General features: G+C 70.9%; 21 protein-coding genes. 12 read left to right on the forward strand and 9 right to left on the reverse strand.

Annotation, left to right across the window (positions count from 1 at the left end; genetic code table 11):
• The 9 genes from urtD to KDH83_RS09730 all read left to right on the forward strand — a co-directional run.
• Window positions 1-735 (forward strand): urea ABC transporter ATP-binding protein UrtD (gene urtD / locus KDH83_RS09690; RefSeq protein ID WP_212314848.1); only part of this gene is annotated, 735 nt, incomplete at its 5' end.
• Between the two features lie 64 nt (window positions 736-799).
• Window positions 800-1,498 carry an urea ABC transporter ATP-binding subunit UrtE gene (gene urtE, locus KDH83_RS09695; protein ID WP_212314851.1) on the forward strand — a complete coding sequence of 233 codons (699 nt, stop codon included), beginning with the start codon at window positions 800-802 and terminating at the stop codon, window positions 1,496-1,498.
• Window positions 1,499-1,659: 161 nt separating this feature from the next.
• On the forward strand, window positions 1,660-2,064 hold the full coding sequence (locus KDH83_RS09700) for a DUF2946 family protein (RefSeq protein WP_212314853.1): 405 nt from the start codon (window positions 1,660-1,662) through the stop codon (window positions 2,062-2,064).
• Between the two features lie 293 nt (window positions 2,065-2,357).
• Window positions 2,358-4,565, forward strand: coding sequence for a TonB-dependent receptor (locus KDH83_RS09705; protein WP_212314855.1), 2,208 nt, complete (start codon window positions 2,358-2,360; stop codon window positions 4,563-4,565).
• 8 nt (window positions 4,566-4,573) lie between these two features.
• Window positions 4,574-6,109, forward strand: coding sequence for a PepSY domain-containing protein (locus tag KDH83_RS09710; RefSeq protein WP_212314857.1), 1,536 nt, complete (start codon window positions 4,574-4,576; stop codon window positions 6,107-6,109).
• Window positions 6,110-6,192: 83 nt separating this feature from the next.
• A complete protein-coding gene (arsC, locus tag KDH83_RS09715) occupies window positions 6,193-6,621 on the forward strand; it encodes an arsenate reductase (glutaredoxin) (RefSeq protein WP_212314859.1) in 429 nt (142 codons plus the stop codon).
• A 119-nt stretch (window positions 6,622-6,740) separates the two neighbouring features.
• Window positions 6,741-7,424: a response regulator transcription factor gene (locus tag KDH83_RS09720; RefSeq protein ID WP_212314860.1), complete on the forward strand. Its 684-nt coding sequence runs from the start codon at window positions 6,741-6,743 to the stop codon at window positions 7,422-7,424.
• The gene (locus KDH83_RS09725; RefSeq protein ID WP_349291613.1) at window positions 7,421-9,385 is read left to right on the forward strand and encodes a 7TM diverse intracellular signaling domain-containing protein; all 1,965 of its coding nucleotides are present in this window, start codon (window positions 7,421-7,423) and stop codon (window positions 9,383-9,385) included. Before KDH83_RS09720 ends, KDH83_RS09725 begins: the two co-directional genes overlap by 4 nt.
• A 92-nt stretch (window positions 9,386-9,477) precedes the next feature.
• Window positions 9,478-10,083, forward strand: a complete 606-nt coding sequence (locus KDH83_RS09730; protein WP_212314871.1) for a phosphatase PAP2 family protein — start codon at window positions 9,478-9,480, stop codon at window positions 10,081-10,083.
• 51 nt (window positions 10,084-10,134) lie between these two features.
• Here KDH83_RS09730 and ogt read toward each other — a convergent pair whose 3' ends face one another.
• Window positions 10,135-10,665, reverse strand: a complete 531-nt coding sequence (ogt, locus tag KDH83_RS09735) for a methylated-DNA--[protein]-cysteine S-methyltransferase (RefSeq protein WP_212314873.1) — start codon at window positions 10,663-10,665, stop codon at window positions 10,135-10,137.
• Window positions 10,666-10,869: 204 nt separating this feature from the next.
• Here ogt and KDH83_RS09740 point away from each other — a divergent pair, with 204 nt between their 5' ends.
• The gene (locus KDH83_RS09740) at window positions 10,870-12,327 is read left to right on the forward strand and encodes an AlkA N-terminal domain-containing protein (protein ID WP_212314875.1); all 1,458 of its coding nucleotides are present in this window, start codon (window positions 10,870-10,872) and stop codon (window positions 12,325-12,327) included.
• Between the two features lie 69 nt (window positions 12,328-12,396).
• Here KDH83_RS09740 and KDH83_RS09745 read toward each other — a convergent pair whose 3' ends face one another.
• The 8 genes from KDH83_RS09745 to KDH83_RS09780 all read right to left on the reverse strand — a co-directional run bounded on the left by KDH83_RS09745 (window position 12,397) and on the right by KDH83_RS09780 (window position 21,104).
• On the reverse strand, window positions 12,397-12,879 hold the full coding sequence (locus tag KDH83_RS09745) for a YajQ family cyclic di-GMP-binding protein (RefSeq protein ID WP_212314877.1): 483 nt from the start codon (window positions 12,877-12,879) through the stop codon (window positions 12,397-12,399).
• Window positions 12,880-13,010: 131 nt separating this feature from the next.
• Window positions 13,011-13,799 (reverse strand): heme ABC transporter ATP-binding protein, encoded by a 789-nt coding sequence (locus tag KDH83_RS09750; RefSeq protein WP_212314878.1) that lies wholly within the window; start codon window positions 13,797-13,799, stop codon window positions 13,011-13,013.
• Entirely contained in the window at window positions 13,796-14,794 is a 999-nt protein-coding gene (locus KDH83_RS09755) for an iron ABC transporter permease (protein WP_212314879.1), read from the reverse strand. The genes KDH83_RS09750 and KDH83_RS09755 overlap by 4 nt, the downstream gene beginning before the upstream one ends.
• A complete protein-coding gene (locus tag KDH83_RS09760) occupies window positions 14,778-15,665 on the reverse strand; it encodes an ABC transporter substrate-binding protein (protein ID WP_212314933.1) in 888 nt (295 codons plus the stop codon). Before KDH83_RS09760 ends, KDH83_RS09755 begins: the two co-directional genes overlap by 17 nt.
• 28 nt (window positions 15,666-15,693) lie before the next feature.
• Window positions 15,694-16,740, reverse strand: coding sequence for a ChuX/HutX family heme-like substrate-binding protein (locus KDH83_RS09765; RefSeq protein ID WP_212314880.1), 1,047 nt, complete (start codon window positions 16,738-16,740; stop codon window positions 15,694-15,696).
• A 131-nt stretch (window positions 16,741-16,871) separates the two neighbouring features.
• On the reverse strand, window positions 16,872-19,481 hold the full coding sequence (locus tag KDH83_RS09770; protein WP_212314881.1) for a TonB-dependent receptor: 2,610 nt from the start codon (window positions 19,479-19,481) through the stop codon (window positions 16,872-16,874).
• 130 nt (window positions 19,482-19,611) lie between these two features.
• The gene (locus KDH83_RS09775; protein WP_249204987.1) at window positions 19,612-20,598 is read right to left on the reverse strand and encodes a FecR domain-containing protein; all 987 of its coding nucleotides are present in this window, start codon (window positions 20,596-20,598) and stop codon (window positions 19,612-19,614) included.
• Window positions 20,595-21,104: a sigma-70 family RNA polymerase sigma factor gene (locus tag KDH83_RS09780; protein WP_349291614.1), complete on the reverse strand. Its 510-nt coding sequence runs from the start codon at window positions 21,102-21,104 to the stop codon at window positions 20,595-20,597. Before KDH83_RS09780 ends, KDH83_RS09775 begins: the two co-directional genes overlap by 4 nt.
• Window positions 21,105-21,254: 150 nt before the next feature.
• Here KDH83_RS09780 and KDH83_RS09785 point away from each other — a divergent pair, with 150 nt between their 5' ends.
• Together KDH83_RS09785 and KDH83_RS09790 are read left to right on the forward strand one after the other, a co-directional pair.
• Window positions 21,255-21,722, forward strand: a complete 468-nt coding sequence (locus KDH83_RS09785) for a CopD family protein (RefSeq protein WP_212314887.1) — start codon at window positions 21,255-21,257, stop codon at window positions 21,720-21,722.
• Between the two features lie 179 nt (window positions 21,723-21,901).
• The gene (locus tag KDH83_RS09790) at window positions 21,902-22,768 is read left to right on the forward strand and encodes a hypothetical protein (protein ID WP_212314888.1); all 867 of its coding nucleotides are present in this window, start codon (window positions 21,902-21,904) and stop codon (window positions 22,766-22,768) included.
• Window positions 22,769-22,789: the final 21 nt, after the last annotated feature.

Below are 22,789 nucleotides of genomic sequence, written 5' to 3' on the forward strand. Positions count from 1 at the left end.
ATCCTGTACCTGGAAGACATCACGGTCAGCTTCGACGGCTTCAAGGCGCTCAACGGCCTGACGCTGGACATCGGCGTGGGCGAGCTGCGCTGCATCATCGGCCCCAACGGCGCCGGCAAGACCACCATGATGGACGTGATCACCGGCAAGACCCGGCCCGCGTCCGGCAGCGCCTACTTCGGCCAGAGCATCGACCTGACCACGCTCAGCGAAACGCAGATCGCGCACGCGGGCATCGGCCGCAAGTTCCAGCGGCCCACGGTGTTCGAGCAGCACACGGTGTTCGAGAACCTGGAGCTGGCCATGCGTGCCGACAAGCGCGTGCGCCCCACGCTGTTCGCGCGCCTGAACGGCGCGCAGGCCGACCGCATCGGCGAAACGCTGGACCTGGTGCGCCTGCGGCCCGAGGCGTTCCGCGAGGCCGGCCTGCTGTCGCACGGCCAGAAGCAATGGCTGGAGATCGGCATGCTGCTGATGCAGGAACCAAAGCTCCTGCTGCTGGACGAGCCGGTGGCCGGCATGACCGACGCCGAAACCGAACGCACCGGCGAGCTGCTCAATGCGCTGCGCGGCCGTCATTCGCTGATGGTGGTCGAGCACGACATGGACTTCGTCAACCAGATCGCCGGCGACGGCAAGGTCACGGTGCTGCACGAGGGCGCGGTGCTGGCCGAGGGGCCGATGGCCAAGGTACAGGCCGACCCCCGCGTGATCGAAGTGTATCTGGGGCGCTAGCGTGCTGTCCCACGGATACGCCCGCCCGAAATCCACCCCTGGCGTCGACACCACGGAGCAAGACATGCTGGATGCGAACAGAATCGATCAATACTATGGCGGCAGCCACACGCTGCGCGGCGTGTCGCTGTCGGTGCGCCAGGGCGAGTGCCTGGCGCTGCTGGGACGCAATGGCGTGGGCAAGACCACGCTGCTCAAGTGCCTGATGGGCGTGCTGCCGGTGGCGCGCGGCGGCGTGTCGCTGGACGGCGCCGACATCACGCGGCTGGCGCCGCACCAGCGCGCCGCGCGCGGCATGGCCTACGTACCGCAGGGGCGCGACATCTTCGCGCGGCTGACGGTGGAAGAGAACATCCTGATGGGCATGGCGACCAAGCCGGCCGCGCGCGCGCGGCGCATCAAGGAGGAAGTGTTCGAGCTGTTCCCCGTGCTGCGCGGCATGCTGTCGCGGCGCGGCGGCGACCTGTCGGGCGGACAGCAACAGCAGCTGGCGATCGCGCGGGCGCTGGTGGCCGAGCCCCGCCTCATCATCCTGGACGAGCCCACCGAAGGGATACAGCCGTCCATCATCAAGGACATCGGACGCGTCATCCGCATGCTGCGCCAGCGCGGCGACATCGGCATCCTGCTGTGCGAGCAGTATTTCGACTTCGCCCGCGAGCTGGCCGACCGCTATGTGGTGCTGTCGCGCGGCGAGGTCGTGGCCAGCGGCGGCCGCGAGTCCATGGACGGCGAGGACGTACGCCGGCATCTGTCGGTCTAGGCAGAGGGCGACGGATCTTGTAGCGGACGCGGCGCGCGCCGGCGTCCCGGGCCGGGTCTTCCGGAACCGTCTTCCGGAACCGATTTCCCCGCCTGCTGGATCTTTGATCATTGCTTGAAATTAGGCCTGCGCGCGCATCTGCTCCGATATAATCCGCGCTCATGTGCTCCGCCTCCTTCCTGACCCGACCCGCCATATGGATCGCGCTCGCCGTGATCCTGTGGGCGTCGCTGGTCCCGTCGCTGGCGCGCGCATTCAGTCCGGCGCACCCGGCGCAGCGCGTATCGGTGGAGTATTGCGCCCCCGGCGGCGCGGGCCTCGTGCAGATCGACGTGCAGTCGGACGACAGCGGCCAGGCGCCGCAACACGATGCGCACGAAGGCAGCCAGCATTGCCCGTTCTGCCGCAACCAGCAAGCCGATGTCGGCATCCTGCCCGATCCGGTGCCGCTGCTGCTGCCTGCCTCCCTGGCCCGCAAGGTCAGCTATCCCCCGCTCTACTACCAGTCGGCCCGGCCGCTGCACGCCTGGAGCGCGGCCCAGCCGCGCGCCCCGCCCGCCGCCTGACCGGCCACGGCGCCTGGCCGGCCGCGCCTCGCCGGCCGCGCCTGGCCAGCCGCGCCTGATGGACCGCGCCACGCGCCGATGCGCGTGAACCGCGCCTGACGGCTGCCCGCCGACCGCCCCTTCCGCTCCCGATCGATCCGCCCTTCCGTGGTCGGTCCGTCCGCGCGCTTGCGCGTCCGGTCCGCCTGGAACGCCGGGCGGCGACGGGTCCGCAGTCCTGGCTTGCCCTACCCGTCCGCGACACCTCGCGCGACTGCCGAACCCCCGGCGGCGCGAGCGCGCGGCATCCGATCATGAAACCTGCATACGCTTACCTCCTGCTGCTTGCCGCGCTCGCGCCCACGGCCCCCGCCCTGGCGCTCAGCGCCGATCCGTCGGTGGAAACGCTGGCCCCCACCGTCGTGTACGGCGACACCGCCGCCGAGGCCCCGCCCAATGGCCGCATCAACCTGGACGCCCGCGACAGCACCGGCAGCCGCCTGGGCCTGACGCTGCGCGAAACGCCCGCGTCCGTCACCGTGATCTCGCGCGAGCAGATCGAGGCGCGCGGCGCCGCCAACACCCAGGACATCGCGCGCGGCATACCCGGCGTGGACAACGCCTCGCCGCCCGGCATGGCCGGCGCCGTCAGCTACCGAGGCTTCAGCGGCAGCCAGATCTCGCAGCTGTTCAACGGCATCTCGGTGCAGTACGACGCCATCGCCGCCCGCCCCATCGACAGCTGGATCTACGACCGCGTCGAGGCCATCGGCGGGCCGTCGACCTTCCTGTTCGGCGCAGGCGCCGTGGGCGGCGCCATCAACTACGTGACCAAGCTGCCGGAACGCGACACCTTCTACGAAGGCCGCTTCCGTCTCGGCTCGTTCAACTCGCGGCAGTATTCCGTCGGCCTGAACCAGCAGCTGGCCGGCGAGCCCGGCGGCCGCGGCCACTACCTGCGGCTGGACGCGAACACCGGCTCCAGCCAGGGCTGGGTCGACGGCAACCATTCCCGCGCCAGCCAGCTCGCGCTCTCGCTGCTGTCGGACCTGGGCAGCGACGTGACCCAGACCTGGGCCTTCGAATACCAGCGCGAGAAGGTCGACCGCCCCTATTGGGGCACGCCGCTCAAGACCGGCGCCAACGGCGTGGTCAGCGGCGAGGGCCGCATCGAGGACGGCACCCGCTACAAGAACTACAACGTCAACGACGGCCTCTACGAGCAGTCGGTGCTGTGGGCGCGCTCGATCACCGAATGGCGCGCCAGCCCCGCGCTGACGTTCAAGAACACGCTGTACTACTACCGCGCCGACCGCGACTTCCGCAACCTGGAGACCTATCGCTTCAACGCCGGCAACACCCAGGTGCTGCGCTCGGGCGCGCTGCTGCAGCGGCACGAGCAGCGCCTGATCGGCAACCGCGTCGAGGGCCTGTACCGCTCGACCCTGGCCGGCCTGCCCAGCGACTGGTCCTTCGGCGCGGACTACAGCGTCAACAAGCAGACCCGCTATCCCACCAGCCTGCCCGGCCAGGTGGACGCCATCGATCCCTATGACTTTTCTCCTGGCGATTTTTACGACATCCCCGGCATGAAGCGCGGCCACGTCGCCGACCGCGACAACCGCATCCGCACGCTGGCCTTCACGCTGGAGAACCGCACCGAGGTGCTGCCCGGCCTGTCGCTGGTCTCGGCGCTGCGCAAGGACTTCATCGACGTGGACCTGACCAACCGCCGCGCCGTCACCGCCAGCTCGCCGGCCAGCGCCTCGCGCTCGTATTCGCCGCTGACCGGCCGGCTCGGCCTGAACTGGCAGCTCAGCCCGGAAGCCTCGCTGTACGCGCAGTACGCCACCGCCGCCGATCCCCCGTCCGGCCTGATGGCCACGGCCTCGTTCGCCGACGTGCTCTACAACGACAAGCTGACCACCGGCCGCCAGGCCGAGGTCGGCGGCAAGTTCGATTTCTGGGACGGCCGAGGCTCCGCCACGGTGGCGCTGTACGACATCCGGCGCAAGAACATCTCGACGCCCGACGCCAACAACCCCGGCGTCAGCCTGCCGGTGGGCGAGCAGTCCTCGCGCGGCCTGGAGCTGGCCGGCGGCCTGCGGCTGAGCAGGCAGGTGACGCTGCAGGCCAACATGGCCTTCGTCGCGCCGCGCTACGACGATTTCTCGCAGACCGTCAACGGCGTGGCGGTGTCGCGCGACGGCAAGGTGCCGACCAACACGCCGCGCCGCATCGCCAACGTCTGGGTCGACTACGCCTTCCTGCCCGACTGGACCGCCAGCGCCGCCGCGCGCTATGTGGGCAAGACCTACGCCGACGCCGCCAACACCACCTGGGCGCCGGCCTACATGGTGTTCGACGCCGCCGTCTCGCACCGCATCGACCGGAACATCACCGTGACCGCCCGCGTGCGCAACCTGACCGACAAGGTCTACGCGGCCAACGTCAGCAGCGCCGGCATGTTCTACCTGGGCGCGCCGCGCTCGTTCGAACTGACGCTGCAAGCGCGCTACTGAGGACCGCCATGAGCGCCCTGCCCCAGACCCGACCGCGCGCCGCGACAGGACCGTCGCTGGCCGCCCGCGCCAAGCGCTGGCTCTACCTGTTGCACCGCTGGGCCGGCATCACGCTGTGCCTGTTCTTCGCCATGTGGTTCATCTCCGGCGTGGTGATGATGTACGTGGGCTATCCCAAGCTCACGCCCGCCGAGCGCCTGGGGCACCTGGCGCCGCTGGATCCCGCCGGCGTCACGGTGACGCCGGCGCAGGCGCTGGCGGCGGCCGGGCTGGAAGACGGCGCCGCCCTGAGCCTGTCGGCCAGCCGCGCCGGCCAGGCCGTGTATCTGGCCGGCGGCGGCCGGCGCGCGGCGCCCAAGGCGGTGGACGCCGCCAGCGGCGCGCTGCTGCCCGTGGCGGACGAGCGGGTGGCCGCCGCCACGGCCTCGGCCTGGTTCGGCGGCGCCTATCCGGTGCGGTACGCGGGCGCTGTGCAAGAAGACGTCTACACGCACTCGCGCGCGCTGGATCCGCACCGGCCGCTGCATCGCGTCGACGCCGGCGATCCAGACCACACCCGGCTCTACATCTCGTCGGCCACCGGCGCCGTGGTGCTGGACGCCACCCGCGCCGAGCGCGCCTGGAACTACGTGGGCGCCTGGATCCACTGGCTCTATCCGTTCCGCGGCAACGCGCTGGACCGCTGGTGGCACGACATCGTGGTGTGGCTGTCGGTGGCGGGCGTGGCGCTGGCGCTCACCGGCACCGTGGTGGGCCTGATGCGCTGGCGCTTCTCGCGCCCCTATGCCAGCGGCAGCCGCTCGCCGTACCGCGAGAACATGATGCGCTGGCACCACCTGAGCGGCCTGCTGTTCGCCCTCGTCACCATCACCTGGATCTTCAGCGGGCTGATGTCGATGAACCCCTGGAAGCTCTTCGCCAGCGGCGCCGCCCCGCTGGCGCAGGCGGCCTATGAGGGCCCGCCCGCGCCCGCCGCCACGCTGGCCGCGCCCGCCGCGCTGATCGCGGCCTTGCCCGCCGCGCCCCGGGAACTGAGCTGGACGCGCGCGGCCGGGCAGAGCCTGGTCCAGGCGCGCATGGCGGCCGGCGCGCCGCTGCTGCTGTCGGCGCGGGAAGCGCGCCCCGCCGCGCTCGACCCCGCCGCGCTGCGCGCCGCGGCCGCCACGCTGCTGCCGGACGCCCGGCTGGCCGAGGTGCAGACGCTGGAGCGCTACGACTTCTACTACTACGCGCGCGACGAGCACGCCATGCTGGGCCATGTGGAAAAGCCGTTGCCGGCCTGGCGGCTGGTCTACGACAACCCCGAGGCCAGCTGGGTCTACCTGGATCCGGCCACCGGACAGCTCATCGGCCGGCAGGATCGCGCCAACCGCGCCAGCCGCTGGCTGTTCGCCTTCCTGCACAGCTGGGACTGGACCGGCCTGCTGGCGCGCCGCCCCTTGTGGGACGCGCTGCTGATCTTCCTGAGCCTGGGCGGGGCCGCGCTCAGCCTGACCGGCGTGGTGATCGGCTGGCGCCGGCTGGGGAAGAAATTGCGGCGCTGAACGCGGCGGCGGGCCGGGCGCTGCCTGGGAACGAGGCGCGGGATGCACTATGCTCCCAGCCTCGACTCTGCTAGGAGCAGCCCATGTCCGACGTCACCATCTATCACAACCCCAAGTGCGGCACCTCCCGCAACACCCTGGCCATGATCCGCAACGCCGGCATCGAGCCGCAGGTCGTGCTCTACCTGGAAACCCCGCCCTCGCGCGCGCAATTGAAGGCGCTGTTCAAGCGCGCCGGCGTCAGCGTGCGCGACGCGCTGCGCGAAAAGGGCACGCCCTATGCCGAGCTGGGCCTGGACAACCCGGCCCTGGACGACGAGGCCCTGCTGGACGCCATCGAGGCCCATCCCATCCTGCTGAACCGCCCCTTCGTCAGCACGCCGCTGGGCGCGCGGCTGTGCCGCCCGTCGGAGCTGGTGCTGGACATCCTGCCCGCGCCGCAGCAAGGCGCCTTCACCAAGGAAGACGGCGAGGCCGTGATCGACGCGCAGGGCAAGCGCATCCAGAAGTGAGCGCGCGCGGAACGCCCCCCGGCGATGCCCAATACCCACTTTCAGGGATAGCCGGCGGCGGCCGGGATCAGCACAATCCCAAGCGGGCAATTCCGCCCGCTCCCACCTGGCCCGCCACCATGACCGACCTGCCGCCCGTTCCCGCGCTCGCCCTGCCCGCCCCGGTGCTGGTGGTGGAAGACGAACCGCTGGTGCGCGGCCGGCTGGAACGGCTGCTGCATCAGCTGGGCTATCCCGCCGACGCGCTGCTGTTCGCCGGCTCGCTGGCCGAGGCCCGCGCCCGGCTGGCCGACGCGCCCGTCGCGCTGGCGCTGGTGGACCTGGGCCTGCCCGACGGCAACGGCATCGAGCTGATCGCCGAGCTGCGCGCGGCCGATCCGGCGCTGGGCATCCTGGTCATCTCCGCCTGGAGCACCGAGGACGCCATCCTGGCCGCGCTGCGCGCCGGCGCCACCGGCTACCTGCTGAAGGAACGCGACGACCTGGAAGTGCTGATCTCGCTGCGCAGCGTGCTGCGCGGCGGCGCGCCGATCGATCCCTTCGTCGCCCGCCGCATCATCGAGGAGCTGCGGCCCGCGCCCGCGCAGCCCGCCAGCCCGCCGCCCGGCGAAACGCTCAGCCCTCGCGAAGACCAGATCCTGCGCCTGGTGGCCGAGGGGCTGGGCAACCGGGAGATCGCCGAGCAGCTGCATCTGTCCCGCTACACCGTCGAATGCCATATCAAGCACATCTACCGCAAGCTGGCGGTGTCCTCGCGCACCCGGGCCATCCACGCGGCGCGTTCGCGCGGCCTGCTCGATTGACGCGGCCGATGCCGGCGGCGCGGCGCGCCGGACGGGCGCTGGCCGCGATGCTCGGCCTGCTGGCGCTGCTGATCCTGTGCGGCGCCGCGCGGGCGGCGCCGGCCGACGCCGCCGGCGACTGCGCCGCGCGCATCCTGGACATACGCAGCGCCCAGGCGCTGCCGGACGGCGCGCGGCCCGCCGACGGCCCGGCCTGGCAGCCTGTCACGCTGCCCGACGATTGGAGCGCGCGCTGGCCCGGCCATACCGGCAAGGCCTGGTACCGGATCGACTGGCGCTGTGACGGCGCGAGCCGCGCCCCGGCCGCGCTGGCGCTCGAATCCATCATCATGGCCGGCGAGGTCTATGCCAACGACGACCTGCTGTGGCGCGACCCCAGCCAGTCCGAGCCGCTGTCGCGCAGCTGGAACATGCCGCGCTACTGGCGCCTGCCCGAATCCGCGATGCGCGACGGCCTCAATACCATCTGGGTGCGCGTGGCCGGCGTCGCGGACCATCATCCGGGGCTGGGGCCGGTGTACCTGGGCAAGCCCGAGGCCATCGAACGCGGGCACGAGCTGCGCGTGTGGCGCAACCGCACGCTGTTCCATGTCAACCTGACCATCTCGGCGGCGCTGGGCCTGTTCTTCTTCAGCCTCTGGATCCTGCGTCCGCAACAATCCAGCCATGGCTGGTATGCGCTGACCGCGCTGTTCTGGGTGCTGTTCGCGGCCAACATCGTGGCCACCAGTCCCTGGCCCTTCGCCACCACGCTGGCCGCCGCGCGCGCCAACGCCATGGCGCTGACGCTGCACATCTCCTGCTTCTGCATGTTCACCTGGCGCTTCGCCGGCCGCTTCCGGCCCCGCGTCGAAAGAGTCATGTGGGCCGGCGTGGCGCTGTCGCTGGCGGCGCTGGCCTTCGTGCCCGACGACTTCCAGCCCTCGGCGCAATTCGTCATCGTGATGGTCCTGTCGGCGCTGTTCTGTCTGAACTGCCTGCACTTCTCCATCCAGGCCCTGCGCGGCCGCGACCGCGAACAGCAGCTGCTGGCCGTCTGCCTGCTGGTATTCCTGGGAGCCGCCGTCCACGACCTGCTGCTGCTGTTCAAGCAGATAGATGGCCTGTCCTACATTCCCTACACCAGCATCGCGGTGCTGATCGGCATGTCCGCCGTCCAGGGATTGCGCCACGCGCGCAGCGTGCGCCGGATCGAGCGCTTCAACGAGGAACTGGCAGTATCCGTGCAGCGCGCGCGCGACGAGCTGGCCGCCACGCTGGCCCGCGAACATGAACTGGCGCTGGCCCACAGCCGGTTGCAGGACCGGCTGGAGATCGCGCGCGACCTGCACGACGGACTGGGCGGCTCGCTGGTCCGCATGACGGCCCTGGTCGAGCAGTCAGGCGAGCCACTGCAGAACCGGCAGTTCCTGTCCATGCTCAACCTGCTGCGCAACGACCTGCGCCAGACCATAGACAGCGGCGCCAGCGCCGACATGAAACCGCCCGCCACGCCGCGCGAATGGATCGCGCCGCTGCGCCACCGCTACACGCAGCTGTTCGACGAGCTGGGCATCGAGGTCCGCTGGGATTTTCCCGCCGCCTGGACCGTCCCGCCCTCCGCCTTGCAATGCCTGGCGCTGACCCGGCTGATCGAGGAAGGACTGACCAACGTCATCAAGCACAGCCGCGCCGGGCGCGTCGCGGTGCGCCTGGCGCAGTCCGACCCGGGCCTGCTGGAGCTGATCGTCGAGGACGACGGCGCGGGCTTCGACGTGGCCGCCGTGTGCCAGGCCGGCATCAGCGTCGGCATGCGCAGCATGTCCACGCGCATCGCCCGGGTCGGCGGCAGCCTGCAAATCGATTCCGCGCCCGGCCGCACGCGCCTGACCGCCAGCCTGGCCCTGGAGGCGGAAGGCGCCGCGGCCGTCCTGGAACCGTCGGCCACGCCAGATGTATCGGAAAATCGCATCCAGACGTAATTCCGGGAATTCAGCCACACTTTTGCAAGGTATTTGACGGCAAACCCCACTACCATCGCGGTCATCCGGAAATTTCAATCTGATGACGCGTCATGGATACGCTTGAGCACCTGAACCAGTCCCTATTTCTTCTGATCAACGCCGACCCGGCGTCGCCCGCCTGGCGCATCCAGGCCGGGATGTTCATCGCCAACCGGCTGATCCTGCTGGTGCCGGCGGCGCTCGCCGGGCTCTGGCTGTGGGGCGGCCAGCCGCAGCGCGGCCTGGTGCTCAAGGCGCTGGCCGGCATCGGCGCGGCGCTGTTCATCAGCTATCTGTGCGGCGCGCTGTGGCCCCATCCACGGCCCTTCGCCATCGGCCTGGGCCATGCCTTCTTCCCGCACAAGGCCACCTCTTCCTTCCCCAGCAACCACACCATCATCATCGCCACGCTGGCCTTCACGCTGCTGTTCGACCGGCGCTGGGCAGGCTGGGGCTGGGCCACGCTGGCGCTGGCGGCCGTGGTCGGCCTGTCGCGCGTCTACCTGGGCGTGCATTTCCCGCTGGACATCGCCGGCGGCCTGCTGCTGGCGCCGCTGGCCGCCGCGCTGGTGGTGCCGGTGTGGCGGCGCGTGGGCAACCCCGTGACCGCGGCGTGCCAGGCACTGCACGGCAAGCTGCTGGCCCTGCCGATCGCGCGCGGCTGGATCCGCGCCTAGAGGCGCCGGAACGATCCCGGGACCGTTCCTCGCGCCTGGCTCGCGCCGTCCTCAAGCCGGCGCGAAACCCGCCGCGCCTTCGTGCTCCAGCAGCCAGCGCTTGCGGTGCAAGCCGCCGCCATAGCCGGTAAGCGCGGCGTTGGCGCCGATCACGCGGTGACAAGGCACCACGATGCCGATCGGATTCGCGCCGTTGGCCGCGCCGACGGCGCGCACTGCTTCAGAGCGGCCGATGGCCTGAGCCAACTGACCGTAGTTGACATGGCTGCCCGCTGGAATACCACGCAAGGCTGCCCATACCTGCCGCTGAAAGGCCGTGCCTCCCGTGGCTACGGGCACCCTGTCTATCGCCTCCAGATAGCCACAGAAATACGCTTCCAGACTGCGGCCCGCCTCCGAGGCCGCCGTCGCCGGCCGCAGCGCGACCGCATCCTTGCCGTACTGCCGCCCCAGCAGTTTGTGCATGCGGCTTTCATGGTCGTCCCAATCGACGGCGCGCAGCCGTCCTTGCGCGTCGGTCAGCACCAGCATCACGCCGATCGGCGTCTTCAGGCGTTCTTCGAAAAAGAGATGGGCGGACATGGCGCGGACTTCCATAGCGGAAAGGAACAAGGACCGAATCGCTGGCGACAAGCGGCGCAAGCGCGTGGCCAAGACAGGCATTCGCAACAGAATATAGGGTCCGCGCCCGACTTGCGCTCGCGGTTTTCGGACATCAGTATCGGCCGGACAACAAGGTCCGAAAACCGCTAGAAAGCTATCCCGGACCGGCGTTAGCATGGCCGCATGAACCTCGATCACGACGCCTGCTACAGCGCCATCCGCGTGCGCGACGCCCGCTACGACGGACGCTTCTTCACCGCGGTCAAGACCACGCGCATCTACTGCCGCCCGGTCTGCCCGGCGCGCACGCCCCTGTCACGCAATGTCGTCTTCTACGCCACGGCGGCGGCCGCGCAGGAGGCCGGCTTCCATCCCTGCCTGCGCTGCCGCCCGGAAATCGCGCCCGCCGCCGGCCCCGCGCCCGGCCTGCCCGCCAGCGTGGCGCGCGCGTTGCAGCTGATCGAGCTGGGCGCGCTGGACGAGGGCGATCTGGACGCGCTGGCCGCCCGGACCGGCGTCGGCGCGCGCCAGCTGCGGCGGCAGTTCCGCGAGCACCTGGGCGCATCCCCCGTCGCCGTCGCGCAGACCCGCCGCGTGCTGCTGGCCAAGCAGCTGATCCACGAGACGCGCCTGCCCATGGCCGAGATCGCGTTCGCCTCGGGCTTTGGCAGCATCCGCCGCTTCAACGAGCGCTTCCAGCAGCTGTTCGACCGCCCGCCCGGCGCCTTGCGCCGTTCCTCGCAGCCGGACGTGCCGGCCGGACCCGAGGGCGAGATCCGGCTGCTGCTGCGCTATCGCCCGCCCTACGACTGGGACGCGATGCTGGACTTCCTGCGGCTGCGCGCCATCGCCGGCATCGAACAGGTGCAAGGACGCCGCTACACGCGCAGCATCAGCCTGGACGGCGCGCAAGGCACGGTGGCGGTGGAGCCCGGCAAGGGCGACGCGCTGCTGGCCACCGTGCGCTTTCCCCGGCTGCCATCCCTGCCCTTGATCATCGCCCGCCTGCGGCGGCAATTCGACCTGGACAGCGATCCGGCCGCCATCGCGGCGCAGCTGTCACATGACCCGGTGCTGGCGGCGCTGACGGCGGCCCGGCCCGGCCTGCGCATTCCCGGCGCCTGGGATGGCTTCGAACTGGCGATGCGCGCCGTGCTGGGCCAGCAGATCACCGTGGTCGCCGCGATCCGCCTGGGCGGCAAGCTGGTGGCGGCGCATGGCGCGCCGCTGGCGCGGCCGGAGGACGGCCTGACGCATGTGTTCCCGGAGCCGGCCGCCATCGCGGCCGCCGACCTGGCGCCGCTGGGCATGCCGCGCAGCCGCGCGCGCACGCTGTCGGCCGTGGCCGCTGCGGCGCTGGCGGACCCGACGCTGTTCGAGGCCGGCAACGACCTGGACGTCTCGGTCAGGCGCCTGCGGGAAATCTGGGGAGTCGGGGAATGGACGGCGCAGTACATCGCGCTGCGCCTGCTGCGCGAGCCGGACGCGTTCCCGGCGGCCGACATCGGCCTGATCCGGGCGCTGGAAGCACTGGAATCGCGCAGCTATACGGCGGCGGAACTGCTGGAGCGCTCGGCCGCATGGCGGCCCTGGCGGGCCTACGCGGCCCAGCAGCTGTGGGCGCAGGGCGCTGCGGGCTGAAGCCGCCCGCCCCGCAATGCCCGGAACGCAAGCCGCCGGGCCGCGCGGGCGCGGCCCGCAGCCTGGGGCTCAGTCGCGGAAGTTCTCGAACTGCAGCGGCAGGTCGACGTCGGTCTTCTTCAGCAGCGCGATCGCGGGCTGCAGGTCGTCGCGCTTCTTGCCGGTGATGCGCAGCTTGTCGCCGTTGATCTGCGATTCGACCTTGAGCTTGGCGGCCTTGATGGCGGCGATGAGCTTCTTGGCCACGGGCTGCTCGATGCCCTGCTTGATGGTGACCTTCTGGCGCGCGCCGCCCAGGTTTTCCAGCGGATCGGCCACGTCCAGGCAGCGCACGTCGATGCCGCGCGCCGACAGCCGGCCGCGCAGGATGTCCAGCATCTGCTTGAGCTGGAAGGCGCTGGACGCCACCTGGGTCACGACAAAGCCTTCCAGTTCGAACTTGGCGTCCGTTCCCTTGAAATCGAAACGGGTGGCCAGTTCGCGGTTGGCCTGGTCGATGGCGTTGGTCAGTTCGTGTTTGTCGACTTCGGAGACGACGTCGAAACTAGGCATGACGCGAAAATCCTGTGGGTAGAGAGATGAAGGGAAAAGCCCGGGCCGGCCACGTAACGCATGGCGGCCGACCCGAAACCCCTATTCTACCGGCGGCGCGGCCCCCGGGACGGAACCGCGCCGCCGGCCCCTCAGGCGGTCAGCACCAGCACCCGGCCCGGCGCCAGCGGATGCGGCACCACCTGGGCGGCGATGCCATAGGCCAGGTGCAGGCTGGCCGGCGTCAGCACCTGCGACGGCGGTCCGGACGCGATGGCGCGTCCGCCGCAGAGCAGCAACAGCCGGTCGCACCAACGCGCGGCCAGGTTCATGTCGTGCAGGATCACCAGCACGCCCACGCGCTCGTCGCGCGCCAGGTCCGCCGCCACGCGCAGCAGCTCGCCCTGATGCCTGGGATCCAGGCTGGCGGTCGGCTCGTCCAGCAGCAGGTAGCGGGCCTCGCCCTCGGTGCGCGCCGCCAGGCACTGGGTCAGCACGCGCGCGAACTGCACGCGCTGCTGCTCGCCGCCCGACAGTTCGGGATAGCGGCGCGCGCGCAGATGGGTGGCGTCGGCCAGCGCCAGCGTCCTGTCCACCAGCGCGTCCACGGCCACGGGCGGCAGCTCGGGAAAGGGGTAGGCGCCCATCGCCACCACTTCGGCCACGCCCAGGTCGAAGCCCAGCCCCGGTTTCTGCGGCAACACCGCGCGCCGGCGCGCCAGCCGCGCGGGCGCCATGCCGGCAAGATCGTCGCCGTCCAGGCGCAACGCGCCTTCGCCGGCGCGCAGTTCGGCGGCCAGCGCGCCCAGCAGCGTCGACTTGCCGGCGCCGTTGGCGCCCAGCAGGCCCACCACTTCGCCCGGCCCCAGCTCCAGCGACACGCGGTCCAGCACGCGCGCGCCGCCGCGCGACAGGATGAGGTTCTCAGCGGCCAGCGTCATCCGACCCTCCTGCCCCGCGCCAGCAGCCACAGGAAGAAGGGGCCGCCGACCAGTCCCGTGACCAGCCCGATGGGCAATTCGGCCGGCGTCACCGCCACGCGCGAGGCCCAGTCGGCCAGCACCAGGGCCAGGCCGCCGCCCGCCACGCTGGCCGGCAGCAGCCAGCGGTGGTTGGCGCCCAGCGTCATGCGCACCAGGTGCGGCACCACCAGACCCACGAAGACGATGCTGCCGGTCACGGCAACCAGCGGGCCGATGATGAGCGCGCTGGCCAGCACCAGGCGCACGCGCAGCGGCTTGAGCGCGTAGCCCAGGTGCTGGGCCTCGCGCTCGCCCAGCAGCAGCGCGTTCATGGCGCGCCACTGCGTCATCATCCAGGCCGACAGCAGCGCCACCCAGGGGCCCAGGAAGGCCAGCAGCGTCCAGTTGGCGCGGGCCAGGCTGCCCATGTTCCAGAAGGTCAGGTCGCGCAGCTGGGCGTCGTTGGCCATGAAGGTCAGCAGCCCGATCAGGCTGAAGGCGACCGCCGTGATGGCCACGCCGGCCAGCAGCAGGCCCGCCACGCCCGGCACGCGCCGGCCCACCGCATAGGCGCACAGCGTGGCCAGCAGGCTGCCGACGAACGCCGCCGGCGCGGTGATCCAGAAGCCCCCGGCCGTCAGCACGATGGCGCCGACCGCGCCCAGCGCGCCGCCGGCGGTGATGCCGATCAGGCCCGGCTCGGCCAGCGGATTGCGGAACAGCGCCTGCATGGCGGCGCCGGACACGGCCAGCCCCGCCCCCGCCACCACGGCGAACAGCACGCGCGGCAGGCGGATGTCGATCAGCACGTTGCGCCACAGCACCTGATCGGGCGCGGGCTCGCCCCAGAGCAGCGCCGGCAGCGCGCGCAGTGGAATGGACACCGCGCCGCTGGCGCTGGCGGCCAGCACGGCGATCGCCAGCGCCAGGCAGATCAGTGCCACCGAGCGCGGCGCGCTAGCGCGCCATGACATTCGCCACCTCTTGCTTGAGCTGCGTCAGCGCCTGCGGCAGGCGCGGTCCCAGCCCCAGCAGCAGCAGGTCGTCCATGACCACCACGCGCCGCTTCGCCGCCGCCTCGGTCGAGGCCAGGCCGGGCAGGCCCAGGAGCGCGTCCAGCCCGCCGCTGGCCTCGACCGACATGCTGGTCACGATCAGCACATCGGGCGCCAGCGCGCCCACGGCCTCGGCCGACAGCGGCTTGTAGCCCTGCTCGCCCTGCATCACGTTGACCAGGCCGGCCAGCTCCATGAGCTGGTTGGCCGCAGTGTCGCGCCCCGCCGCCTGCGGCGCGCCGCCACGATTGATCAGCAGCATGGCGCGCGCGGGCCTGGCGGGCAGCGCCTCGGCGCGGGCCAGCTCGCGGCCCAGGTCCTCGATCATGCGCTCGCCGGCCGGCCGTGCGTCCAGCGCCTCGGCCACGGCGCGGATGCGCGCCTTGAGCGAATCGACCGAAGGCTGGTCGGACACCGTCACCACGCGCACGCCGACCTCGCCCAGGCGCTTGAGCGCGTCCGGCGGACCGGCCTGCTCCGAGGCCAGCACCAGGTCCGGCTTGAGCGACAGCACGCCCTCGACCGGCACGGCGCGGTAGTAGCCCACGCTGGGCAGCCGGCGGGCTTCGGGCGGATACAGGCTGGATTGGTCGTCGCCGACCAGCCGCGCGCCCTGGCCCAGCCCGTACACGATCTCGGTGACGCTGCCGCCCAGCGTGACCACGCGCTCGGGCGCGGCCTGGGCCACGCACAGCCCGGCCAGCCAGGCCGCCGCGACGGCGGACAGGCGTGCAAGCAGCAGGCGCGGCGAACGAACGCGGGCGCACCACCCGGAGATGGAGCGAGGCATCGGAGTCTTGCGCATCATCGGCATGTCCTCATACGGCCAGCGGCACGGCGCACAGGCCGCTCATCAGTTCGCGCCAGCCGGGCAGCTCGGGCTTGCCGGGCTTGCGCTCGCCGAAGAACTGGGCGATCAGGTCGCCGTTGGCGGCGTACAGCTCCAGCGACGTGACCCAGCCGTCGGAGGTCGGCTTGTTCACCACCCAGGACGAGGCGATGGCGGTGGTGTCCAGGTGCAGGTTGAACTTCGGATCCAGCACGTTGTACCAGGGGCCGGTGCGGCGCAGCTGCTGCACCGGGCCGGTGTGGATCTGGATCATGCCCCGGTTGCCCACGAAGCACATGATGGACAGGCCCGAGGCAGCCGCCGACTCCAGCACGCGCTCGACGGCGTCGGCCGGCACCTGCTGGGCCAGATCCTCGCCGGCGGCGGCCAGCGCCGCCAGCCGGGTGACCTTGAACTTGCGCAGCAGCGGGAAGAACTCGTGCGTGTCCTTCATGCCCAGCCAGGCGGCGCGCCACTGCTCGCCATCGGCCACGCTGGCGGCGTCGGACGCGGGCGCGGCCGGCGTGCTTTCCGGCCACCGCGACGGGCCCGCGTGGCGCGCGACCAGCGCGTCGTAGGCGGCGACATCGGTGGCCTCGGTGCGATACACCTTGTGCACGGCCACGCCCTCGCCGTCGAAGAACTGCAGGCTGTGCCGCCCGTCCTGTTCCACCGCCCAGGCCGAGCGCCAACAAGAGAAGAACACGCGCAGGTCGATGTCCGGCCCCAGCACCAGCCCGACCGGGCCGTCTGCCTGGATGTCCAGATAGCGGCCGTGGCGTTCGTGCACGCACCAGTCGTTGCGCGTCAGCGCCATGACCTCGCCCAGCGTGCCCAGGTCGCGGAAGATGGCCTGGGGTTCGCCGTGCAACGCGGTTGCCTTGACGCCGCCACAGCCGGCGGCGACCCACTGCGCCTCGGACACGCCCAGCGCCTGGGCCAGGTTGCGGGCGCGCAGCTTGGGCTGTTCGGCCGCCAGGGCCTCGTTGCGGGCGCGCAGTTCGGCGGCGCGGGTGTCGAAATCGATGTTGCTCATGTCTGGCCCTCCGGCCTGAAAGGTGGTGATGGAAAGAATGTCGGATCGTCGGCGGCGATACCGCCGCCGCCCCTGCCCGTCGCGCACCGTGAAACGATGCATCATGCGGACTGGGGCGGCGGCATATCGGATCAATATTGGTACGTGAGCGATATCCGCAGGCTGCGGCCCGGCTCGGTATACCAACCCACCGGGCGCGCTATTTGCGCCGCGCCCGCGGTCGGCACGTTGATGGCCTCCCAGTATTTCTTGTCGAACAGGTTGTACACACCCGCCTGCAACTGCAGGCCCTTGACCGCTTCCGGCCGCCAGTAACCCATCAGGTCCATCACGCCATAGCCCGGCGCCTGGAAATCGGCATAGGGCGTCTTGCCCGTGGCCTTGGGATACTCCACCTTATCGCGCTTGAGCGCGGCCGTCAGCATGGCGTCCACGCCCCAGGCGTCGCGGCCGTAGCCCAGGCCGACGATGGCCTTGAGCGGCGCGACCGAGTTCAGGTGCTGGCCGGTGCCTTCGTCCTTGCCCACGGCCCAGGCCAGCGAGCCCCAGGTGCGCCAGCCGGTCGCGAATTTCCAGTGCGCGCTGGCCTCGGCGCCGTAGATGCGCACGCGGGCGCGATTGACGGTGCCGGTGACGCCCAGCGGATACTGGCCCGCCCAGCCCGGCTGCCATTGCGGCGAGCTGGAGTCCAGCGGCACGCTGGTGTCGATGAAGTTCTGGTAGCGGTTGTCGAAGAACGACAGCGCGCTGCCCAGGTCGTCGGAACCCAGCTTGGCGCCCAGTTCCCAGCCCTTGCTGGTCTCGGGCTTCAGGTAGGGATTGCCCACGCGCAGATAGGTGCCGGCGCCGCCGTAGTTGGTATAGAGCTGGGACGGGCTGGGCGCCTTGAAGCCATAGGCGTACTGCGCATACAGGCTGAGTTCGTCGGCCGCCTTCCAGCCGGCCAGCAGCTTGGGCGAGAAGCGGCCGGCGCTGTTGGCCGCGGGCAGCTTGCCGGCATTGGGATTGCTGGCATAGCTGTCGGTGCTCTCGGGCTTCTGCTTGTAGTGGTCGTAGCGCAGCGCCGGCGTCAGCGTGTAGCGGCCATCGGCGAAGCCGAATTCGTCCTGCACCCACATGGCCCACTGGCTGCCCTTGGACTGCGGCACGTCGGCCTGGTTGGTGTGCAGCATGTCGCAGGCGCGCGGACCGAACGGCGCGGGCGTGCCGGGACGGATCACGGGGCAGTTGTCATAGCCGCTGGATTGCTGCTCAGTCTTGTTGCCGTACCATTCGCCGCCCACGGTCCACAGCTGCGTCACGGCGCCGCCCAGGCGTTTGGTCGCCTCGGCGTTCACGCCGTACATGGTCTGGCGGATGCTGTTGTCGCGGCCATAGGGGCCGCTGGGGAAGCCATAGCGGAACGGATCGCCGGGCCTGGCGAAGGCGCGCGGATCCACGCTGCGCACGGCCGTCTGGCTGGTATCCAGCGACACGCGCTGCCAATAGAGCGCGGCCGTGACGGTATCGAGCAGGCCGCCGTCGGACGGCGCCTTGTAGCTGTAGTCCAGCGACACGCGCTGGCGCTCGGTTTCCTTGCGCACGCTGTTCTCACCGTACAGATAGGACGTGCCCGCGCCCTGTTCGAACATATTGTCGAAGTCCGCCGTGCGCTTGAAATACTCGCCGGTCACGCCGAAGCGATGGCCACCGTCCACGCGCTGCTGCAGCTTGAGCAGGAAGCTGCGCTGGCTGTAGTCCTCGGGCGTGGGCTGGTTGCGGCGCGCGCCGTAGCCACCCACGTCGCCGCGATTGTCTATCGCGTGCCCGTTGCGCAGGCCGGCCTGCACCAGCCAGAAGGTGTTTTCATGGATCTGGCCGGCCAGCGCTGCGTTGGTGCCCCAGCTGCTGTCGGTGGTGTCGTAGTCGGTCTTGGCCAGCGCGCCGAAGCGCTTGCCGTCATCCAGCAGGTCGGACGGATTGAGCGTGCGCAGGTCGGCGATGCCGGCGATCGCGCCCGAGCCGCCGCCGCTGCCCGTGGCGTCCGCGCCACGCACGATGTCCAGGCGCGACAGGCTGTTGAAGTCCACCGATTCCAGCCCGCCCTTCACGCCGCGCGCACCGTCATCCAGCCAGGGCAGGCGGATGCCGTCCACGCGGGTCAGCACGCGGTCCTGGTCCAGGCCGCGGATATTGATGCTGTTGGTCAGGCGGTTGAAATTGACGCCCGGCTCGACGCGCTTGCCGAAGTCGCTCCAGTTGCGCACCTGCAGCTCGTCCAGGCGCTTGCGGTCGGTGCTGCTCTGCCAGGCGGGCGCCGGGCGGCTGCTCTCGCCCTCGATGCGCACGGGATCGAGGTTCGTCACGCCGGCCTGCTGCACCAGCACATAGACGCCGGCGCTGCGCTCGCGCACGGCCAGGCCGGAACCGGCCAGCAGGCGGGCGAAGCCCTCGGACACGGAGTACGAGCCGTTCAGGCCGCCGCTGCTGCGCGAGCCCAGCAAGGCGGCATCGAACAGCACCGTCACGCCCGCGGCGTCGGCGAAACGCGGCAGCGCCTCGGCCAGCGGCCCCGCCGGGATGTGGTAACTGGCCGTGCGGGCCTGGACCGATTGCGCCTGCGCGGCGCAAGGCGCCAGGACCGCCGGCGCGGCCGACAGGGCCAGCGCCGCGCGCAAGGCCAGGGATAGACGGGTCGGGCGGCGCGGCTCGCCGTCGGCGGCCTGCGGGCCGCCCGGGCGGCGGTAGAGGGTGTGGGTCATGATCGTCCTTTCGATCCAGCGGGTAGCGACTTGCGGGCATGCACAGGCATTCATCTGCCTCTACCCTCCATGACCCTCGAGCACGCCGAACCGGACAACATGGCTCTCACTTTTTTGTAACAGCGGCGATTCAGGCCGCCGCGATGCGCGGCCCGATCGTGACCCAGTAGGCCGTGCGGTAGCGCACGCTCACCGGCAGCGTGGCCGGCAGCGCCGCCAGCACGGCGTCGGTGTCGTGCAGCTGGAACGCGCCCGAAACGCGCAGATGCGCCACCGCCGGATCGCAGCGCAGCAGGCCGGGCCGGTAGCGCCCCAGCTCGGCGGCGAAGGCGTCGAGCCGCATTTCACGGGCGTGCAGCACGTTGCGCATCCAGTCGGCGGCATGGGGATCGGCGGGCGCGGCGTCGGATGGGCCCTGATCGTCCAGGCGCAGCTCCGCGCCCGCCGCCAGCGGCAGATACCGTCCCGCGCGCCCCGCCACCCGCAGCGCGCCCTCCTGCACGCTGACGCGGCAGAACCCGTCTTCCTGCCGCACGCAGAAGCGGCCGGCGCGCGCCTCGATGTCGCCGTAGCGCGTGCGCACCACGAAGGGCCGCGCCTGCGCGCCCGACTCGTCGCGCACGTGCAGCGCGATCTCGCCAGCGCGCAGCCGCAGCAGCCGCGAAGCGGCGCTGAACGCCACGTCCACGGCGCTGGCCGTGTTCAGGTAAAGGCGGGATCCATCGCTGAGCGCCACTTCGCGCAGTTCGCCGGCGGCGCTGCGGTAGTCGGCGGTCCAGTCCAGCGGATCGGCGCGCCACGCAGCCCAGGCCAGCGGACCGGTCGCCGCGGCCAGCGCCAGGGTCTTGAGCACGGCGCGGCGGCGCGGCGACGCGGGCCGGTTCAGCGCCGCCATGCCCAGCGTGGCCGGCACCAGGCCGAAGCGTTGACTGACGCGCTGCGCGCGCTGCCAGGCGTGTTCGTGCTCGGCCTTGCTGGCGCGCCACTGTTCGCAGGCCAGCAGGTCCGACGTGCTGGCGCGACCGGAGCCCAGCAGCATCAGCCAGCGCGCCGCCTGCCGGGCGACGCTCCGGTCGACCGCGGGCAGCTCGCCCGCTCCGCCCGTCGGCGCGCTCATGCCACCGCCATGATGCATTGCTCGTATCCGCGCGCGATGTAGCGGTGGACGGTGCGCGCCGACACGTCCAGGCGCGCGGCGATCTCGCCGTGGCTCAGGCCTTCGAGCTGCGCCAGCAGGAAGGCCTCGCGCACCGGACCCGGCAGGCCCGACAGCATCTCGTCGATCTCGTGCAGCGCCTCCAGGATCAGCAGCCGCTGTTCCACCGACGGCGCCAGCGCCGGCGGCATGACCGCCAGCGCGTCCAGGTAGGCCTGCTCCAGCGCGCGGCGGCGGTGATGGTTCAGCATCAGCCGCTTGGCGATGGCGGTCAGATAGGCGCGCGGCTCGCGCAGCGCCTCGATTTCCTGCCGGTGCCGCAGCACCCGGATGAAGGTGTCCTGCGCCAGGTCGGCCGCGTCGAAGCTGTTGCCCAGCTTGGCGCGCAGCCAGTTGTGCAGCCAGCCATGGTGCTTGCTGTAGAGCGTGTGGACGGCGTCGCCGGTGAGGAGCGCGGAATTCGGCACGGCGGCTTCCCTGATATCGAGCTTTGAACAATCACAAATAGAAATCAATCTCATTCTAAGTGAAAACCCATGATCCAGGTCAAGACCTCCGCGTAATCCCCAGGGCGATATGATGGGACGCCGTCCCCACTTCCCTAGCCATCCCAGACCATGTCCTACGCCCTGCTGAAACTTGTCCACCTCCTGGCCGTCATCCTCTGGGTCGGCGGCATGCTGTTCGCCCACTGTTTCCTGCGGCCGGCGGCCGCCAGACTGGAACCGCCGCAGCGCCTGACCCTGATGGCGGCGGTGCTGGGCCCGTTCCTGAACGCGGTGCTGGCGGCCATCGTGCTGATCCTGGCGACCGGCGCGGCGATGATCGGGCAGGAAGCGGCACAGGCCTCGCAAAGCGGCGGCGCCTTCTTCATGCCGCGCGCCTGGACGCTGATGGCGGCGGGCGGCATCGTCATGACGGCGATCTACGCCTACATCCGGCTGGTGCCCTTCAAGGGCCTGACGGCGGCCGTGGCGGCCGCCGACTGGCCGGCGGGCGGGCGCAACATGGCCCTGATCCGCCGCTGGGTGGGCGTGAACCTGCTGCTGGGCCTGGCGGTCGTGGTGGCGGTTTTCCTGGCCTGATCCAGCGCCCGCGCCGGCACGGGCCGGGCGCCGCCTGGAACAGCCGCGCCGCCCGCAGCTATCAGAACATCGACGGCATCTATCGGAATTCTTTGGTTCCGCGCAATATGGCGTACATCCCGCCTTCTCACACTGGACACGACTCTCGCGGGTCCCCATCACAACGAGAAGGAAATCCCATGTTCAAACACATCCTGCCGCTGGCCACGCTCGGCCTGTCCGTCCTTTGCGGCCCGGCCGCCCTCGCCGCCACGGCCATCCACGACAACAGCTCGCTGGAGCAGCCCGGCTTTCGCGAACACAAGGCGACCTATGGCGTGGTCTACCGCCTGCCCCAGGAAGTCAACGCCGTGCTGGACAGCAAGATCAATGGCGCGCTCAAGGCGGACCTGCTCAAGCTGGGCCTGAAGACCGAGGCGGAAACGCCCAACATCCCGCACGTGACGGTGGTCCACATCCACAGCGCCGATCCGACCACGCCCGCGCGCATGCTGGTCGCGCTGCCCAAGCCGCCCGCGCCGATTCCGGTCACGCTCAAGACTTTCTATCCGACCGAAGCCGCCAAGGGCGCCGGCCATCCGTGGTGGCTGGACCTGGGCGTGGTCAAGAGCGGCGCCGGCTTCGAGGAACTGATGCGCTACAACACCGTGGCCACGGCGGCGCTGGCGCCGCTGCGCGACGGCCCGCTGCCGCGCGTCACCGGTCCTGTGTATGCCAAGATGGCCGACGCCGGCCGCGACCTGGTCCGCACCGTGGGCGTGAGCGGCGTGAACGTCGTGCGGGACGGCCAGGAACTGCGCACCCACAATCCGCACACCACGCTGGTCTACAGCATGGCCCTGTACGACGCGCGCCTGCAGGATGCCATGAAGCAGGAAGCCGACAAGTTCAACGCCATCCTGCCCGACGGCATCCAGACCACCTTCAAGGATGTTTCCATCGTCGAGATCGGTTTCGCCGGCAACGTGCTGCGCGAGATCTACCGCGTCAGCCTGGAAGATGGCTCGGCGATCGACGTGGCCACCGGCAAACCGGTCAAGCGCTGAGGCCTGGCGCGAGCCGCCGCG

Source organism: Achromobacter sp. Marseille-Q0513 (assembly GCF_018195695.1).
GTDB lineage: Bacteria > Pseudomonadota > Gammaproteobacteria > Burkholderiales > Burkholderiaceae_B > Achromobacter.

What these genes read in the sequence shown, in the direction of transcription:
- KDH83_RS09730 (WP_212314871.1), top strand. Translation starts at nt 9,478, where the DNA reads ATGGATACGCTTGAGCACCTGAACCAGTCCCTATTTCTTCTGATCAAC.
- KDH83_RS09750 (WP_212314878.1), bottom strand. Translation starts at nt 13,799, where the DNA reads ATGACGCTGGCCGCTGAGAACCTCATCCTGTCGCGCGGCGGCGCGCGC.
- KDH83_RS09790 (WP_212314888.1), top strand. Translation starts at nt 21,902, where the DNA reads ATGTTCAAACACATCCTGCCGCTGGCCACGCTCGGCCTGTCCGTCCTT.
- KDH83_RS09785 (WP_212314887.1), top strand. Translation starts at nt 21,255, where the DNA reads ATGTCCTACGCCCTGCTGAAACTTGTCCACCTCCTGGCCGTCATCCTC.
- KDH83_RS09775 (WP_249204987.1), bottom strand. Translation starts at nt 20,598, where the DNA reads ATGAGCGCGCCGACGGGCGGAGCGGGCGAGCTGCCCGCGGTCGACCGG.
- KDH83_RS09720 (WP_212314860.1), top strand. Translation starts at nt 6,741, where the DNA reads ATGACCGACCTGCCGCCCGTTCCCGCGCTCGCCCTGCCCGCCCCGGTG.
- KDH83_RS09755 (WP_212314879.1), bottom strand. Translation starts at nt 14,794, where the DNA reads ATGTCATGGCGCGCTAGCGCGCCGCGCTCGGTGGCACTGATCTGCCTG.
- KDH83_RS09710 (WP_212314857.1), top strand. Translation starts at nt 4,574, where the DNA reads ATGAGCGCCCTGCCCCAGACCCGACCGCGCGCCGCGACAGGACCGTCG.
- KDH83_RS09770 (WP_212314881.1), bottom strand. Translation starts at nt 19,481, where the DNA reads ATGACCCACACCCTCTACCGCCGCCCGGGCGGCCCGCAGGCCGCCGAC.
- KDH83_RS09700 (WP_212314853.1), top strand. Translation starts at nt 1,660, where the DNA reads ATGTGCTCCGCCTCCTTCCTGACCCGACCCGCCATATGGATCGCGCTC.
- ogt (WP_212314873.1), bottom strand. Translation starts at nt 10,665, where the DNA reads ATGTCCGCCCATCTCTTTTTCGAAGAACGCCTGAAGACGCCGATCGGC.
- KDH83_RS09705 (WP_212314855.1), top strand. Translation starts at nt 2,358, where the DNA reads ATGAAACCTGCATACGCTTACCTCCTGCTGCTTGCCGCGCTCGCGCCC.
- KDH83_RS09745 (WP_212314877.1), bottom strand. Translation starts at nt 12,879, where the DNA reads ATGCCTAGTTTCGACGTCGTCTCCGAAGTCGACAAACACGAACTGACC.
- arsC (WP_212314859.1), top strand. Translation starts at nt 6,193, where the DNA reads ATGTCCGACGTCACCATCTATCACAACCCCAAGTGCGGCACCTCCCGC.
- KDH83_RS09740 (WP_212314875.1), top strand. Translation starts at nt 10,870, where the DNA reads ATGAACCTCGATCACGACGCCTGCTACAGCGCCATCCGCGTGCGCGAC.
- KDH83_RS09765 (WP_212314880.1), bottom strand. Translation starts at nt 16,740, where the DNA reads ATGAGCAACATCGATTTCGACACCCGCGCCGCCGAACTGCGCGCCCGC.
- urtE (WP_212314851.1), top strand. Translation starts at nt 800, where the DNA reads ATGCTGGATGCGAACAGAATCGATCAATACTATGGCGGCAGCCACACG.
- KDH83_RS09760 (WP_212314933.1), bottom strand. Translation starts at nt 15,665, where the DNA reads ATGCCTCGCTCCATCTCCGGGTGGTGCGCCCGCGTTCGTTCGCCGCGC.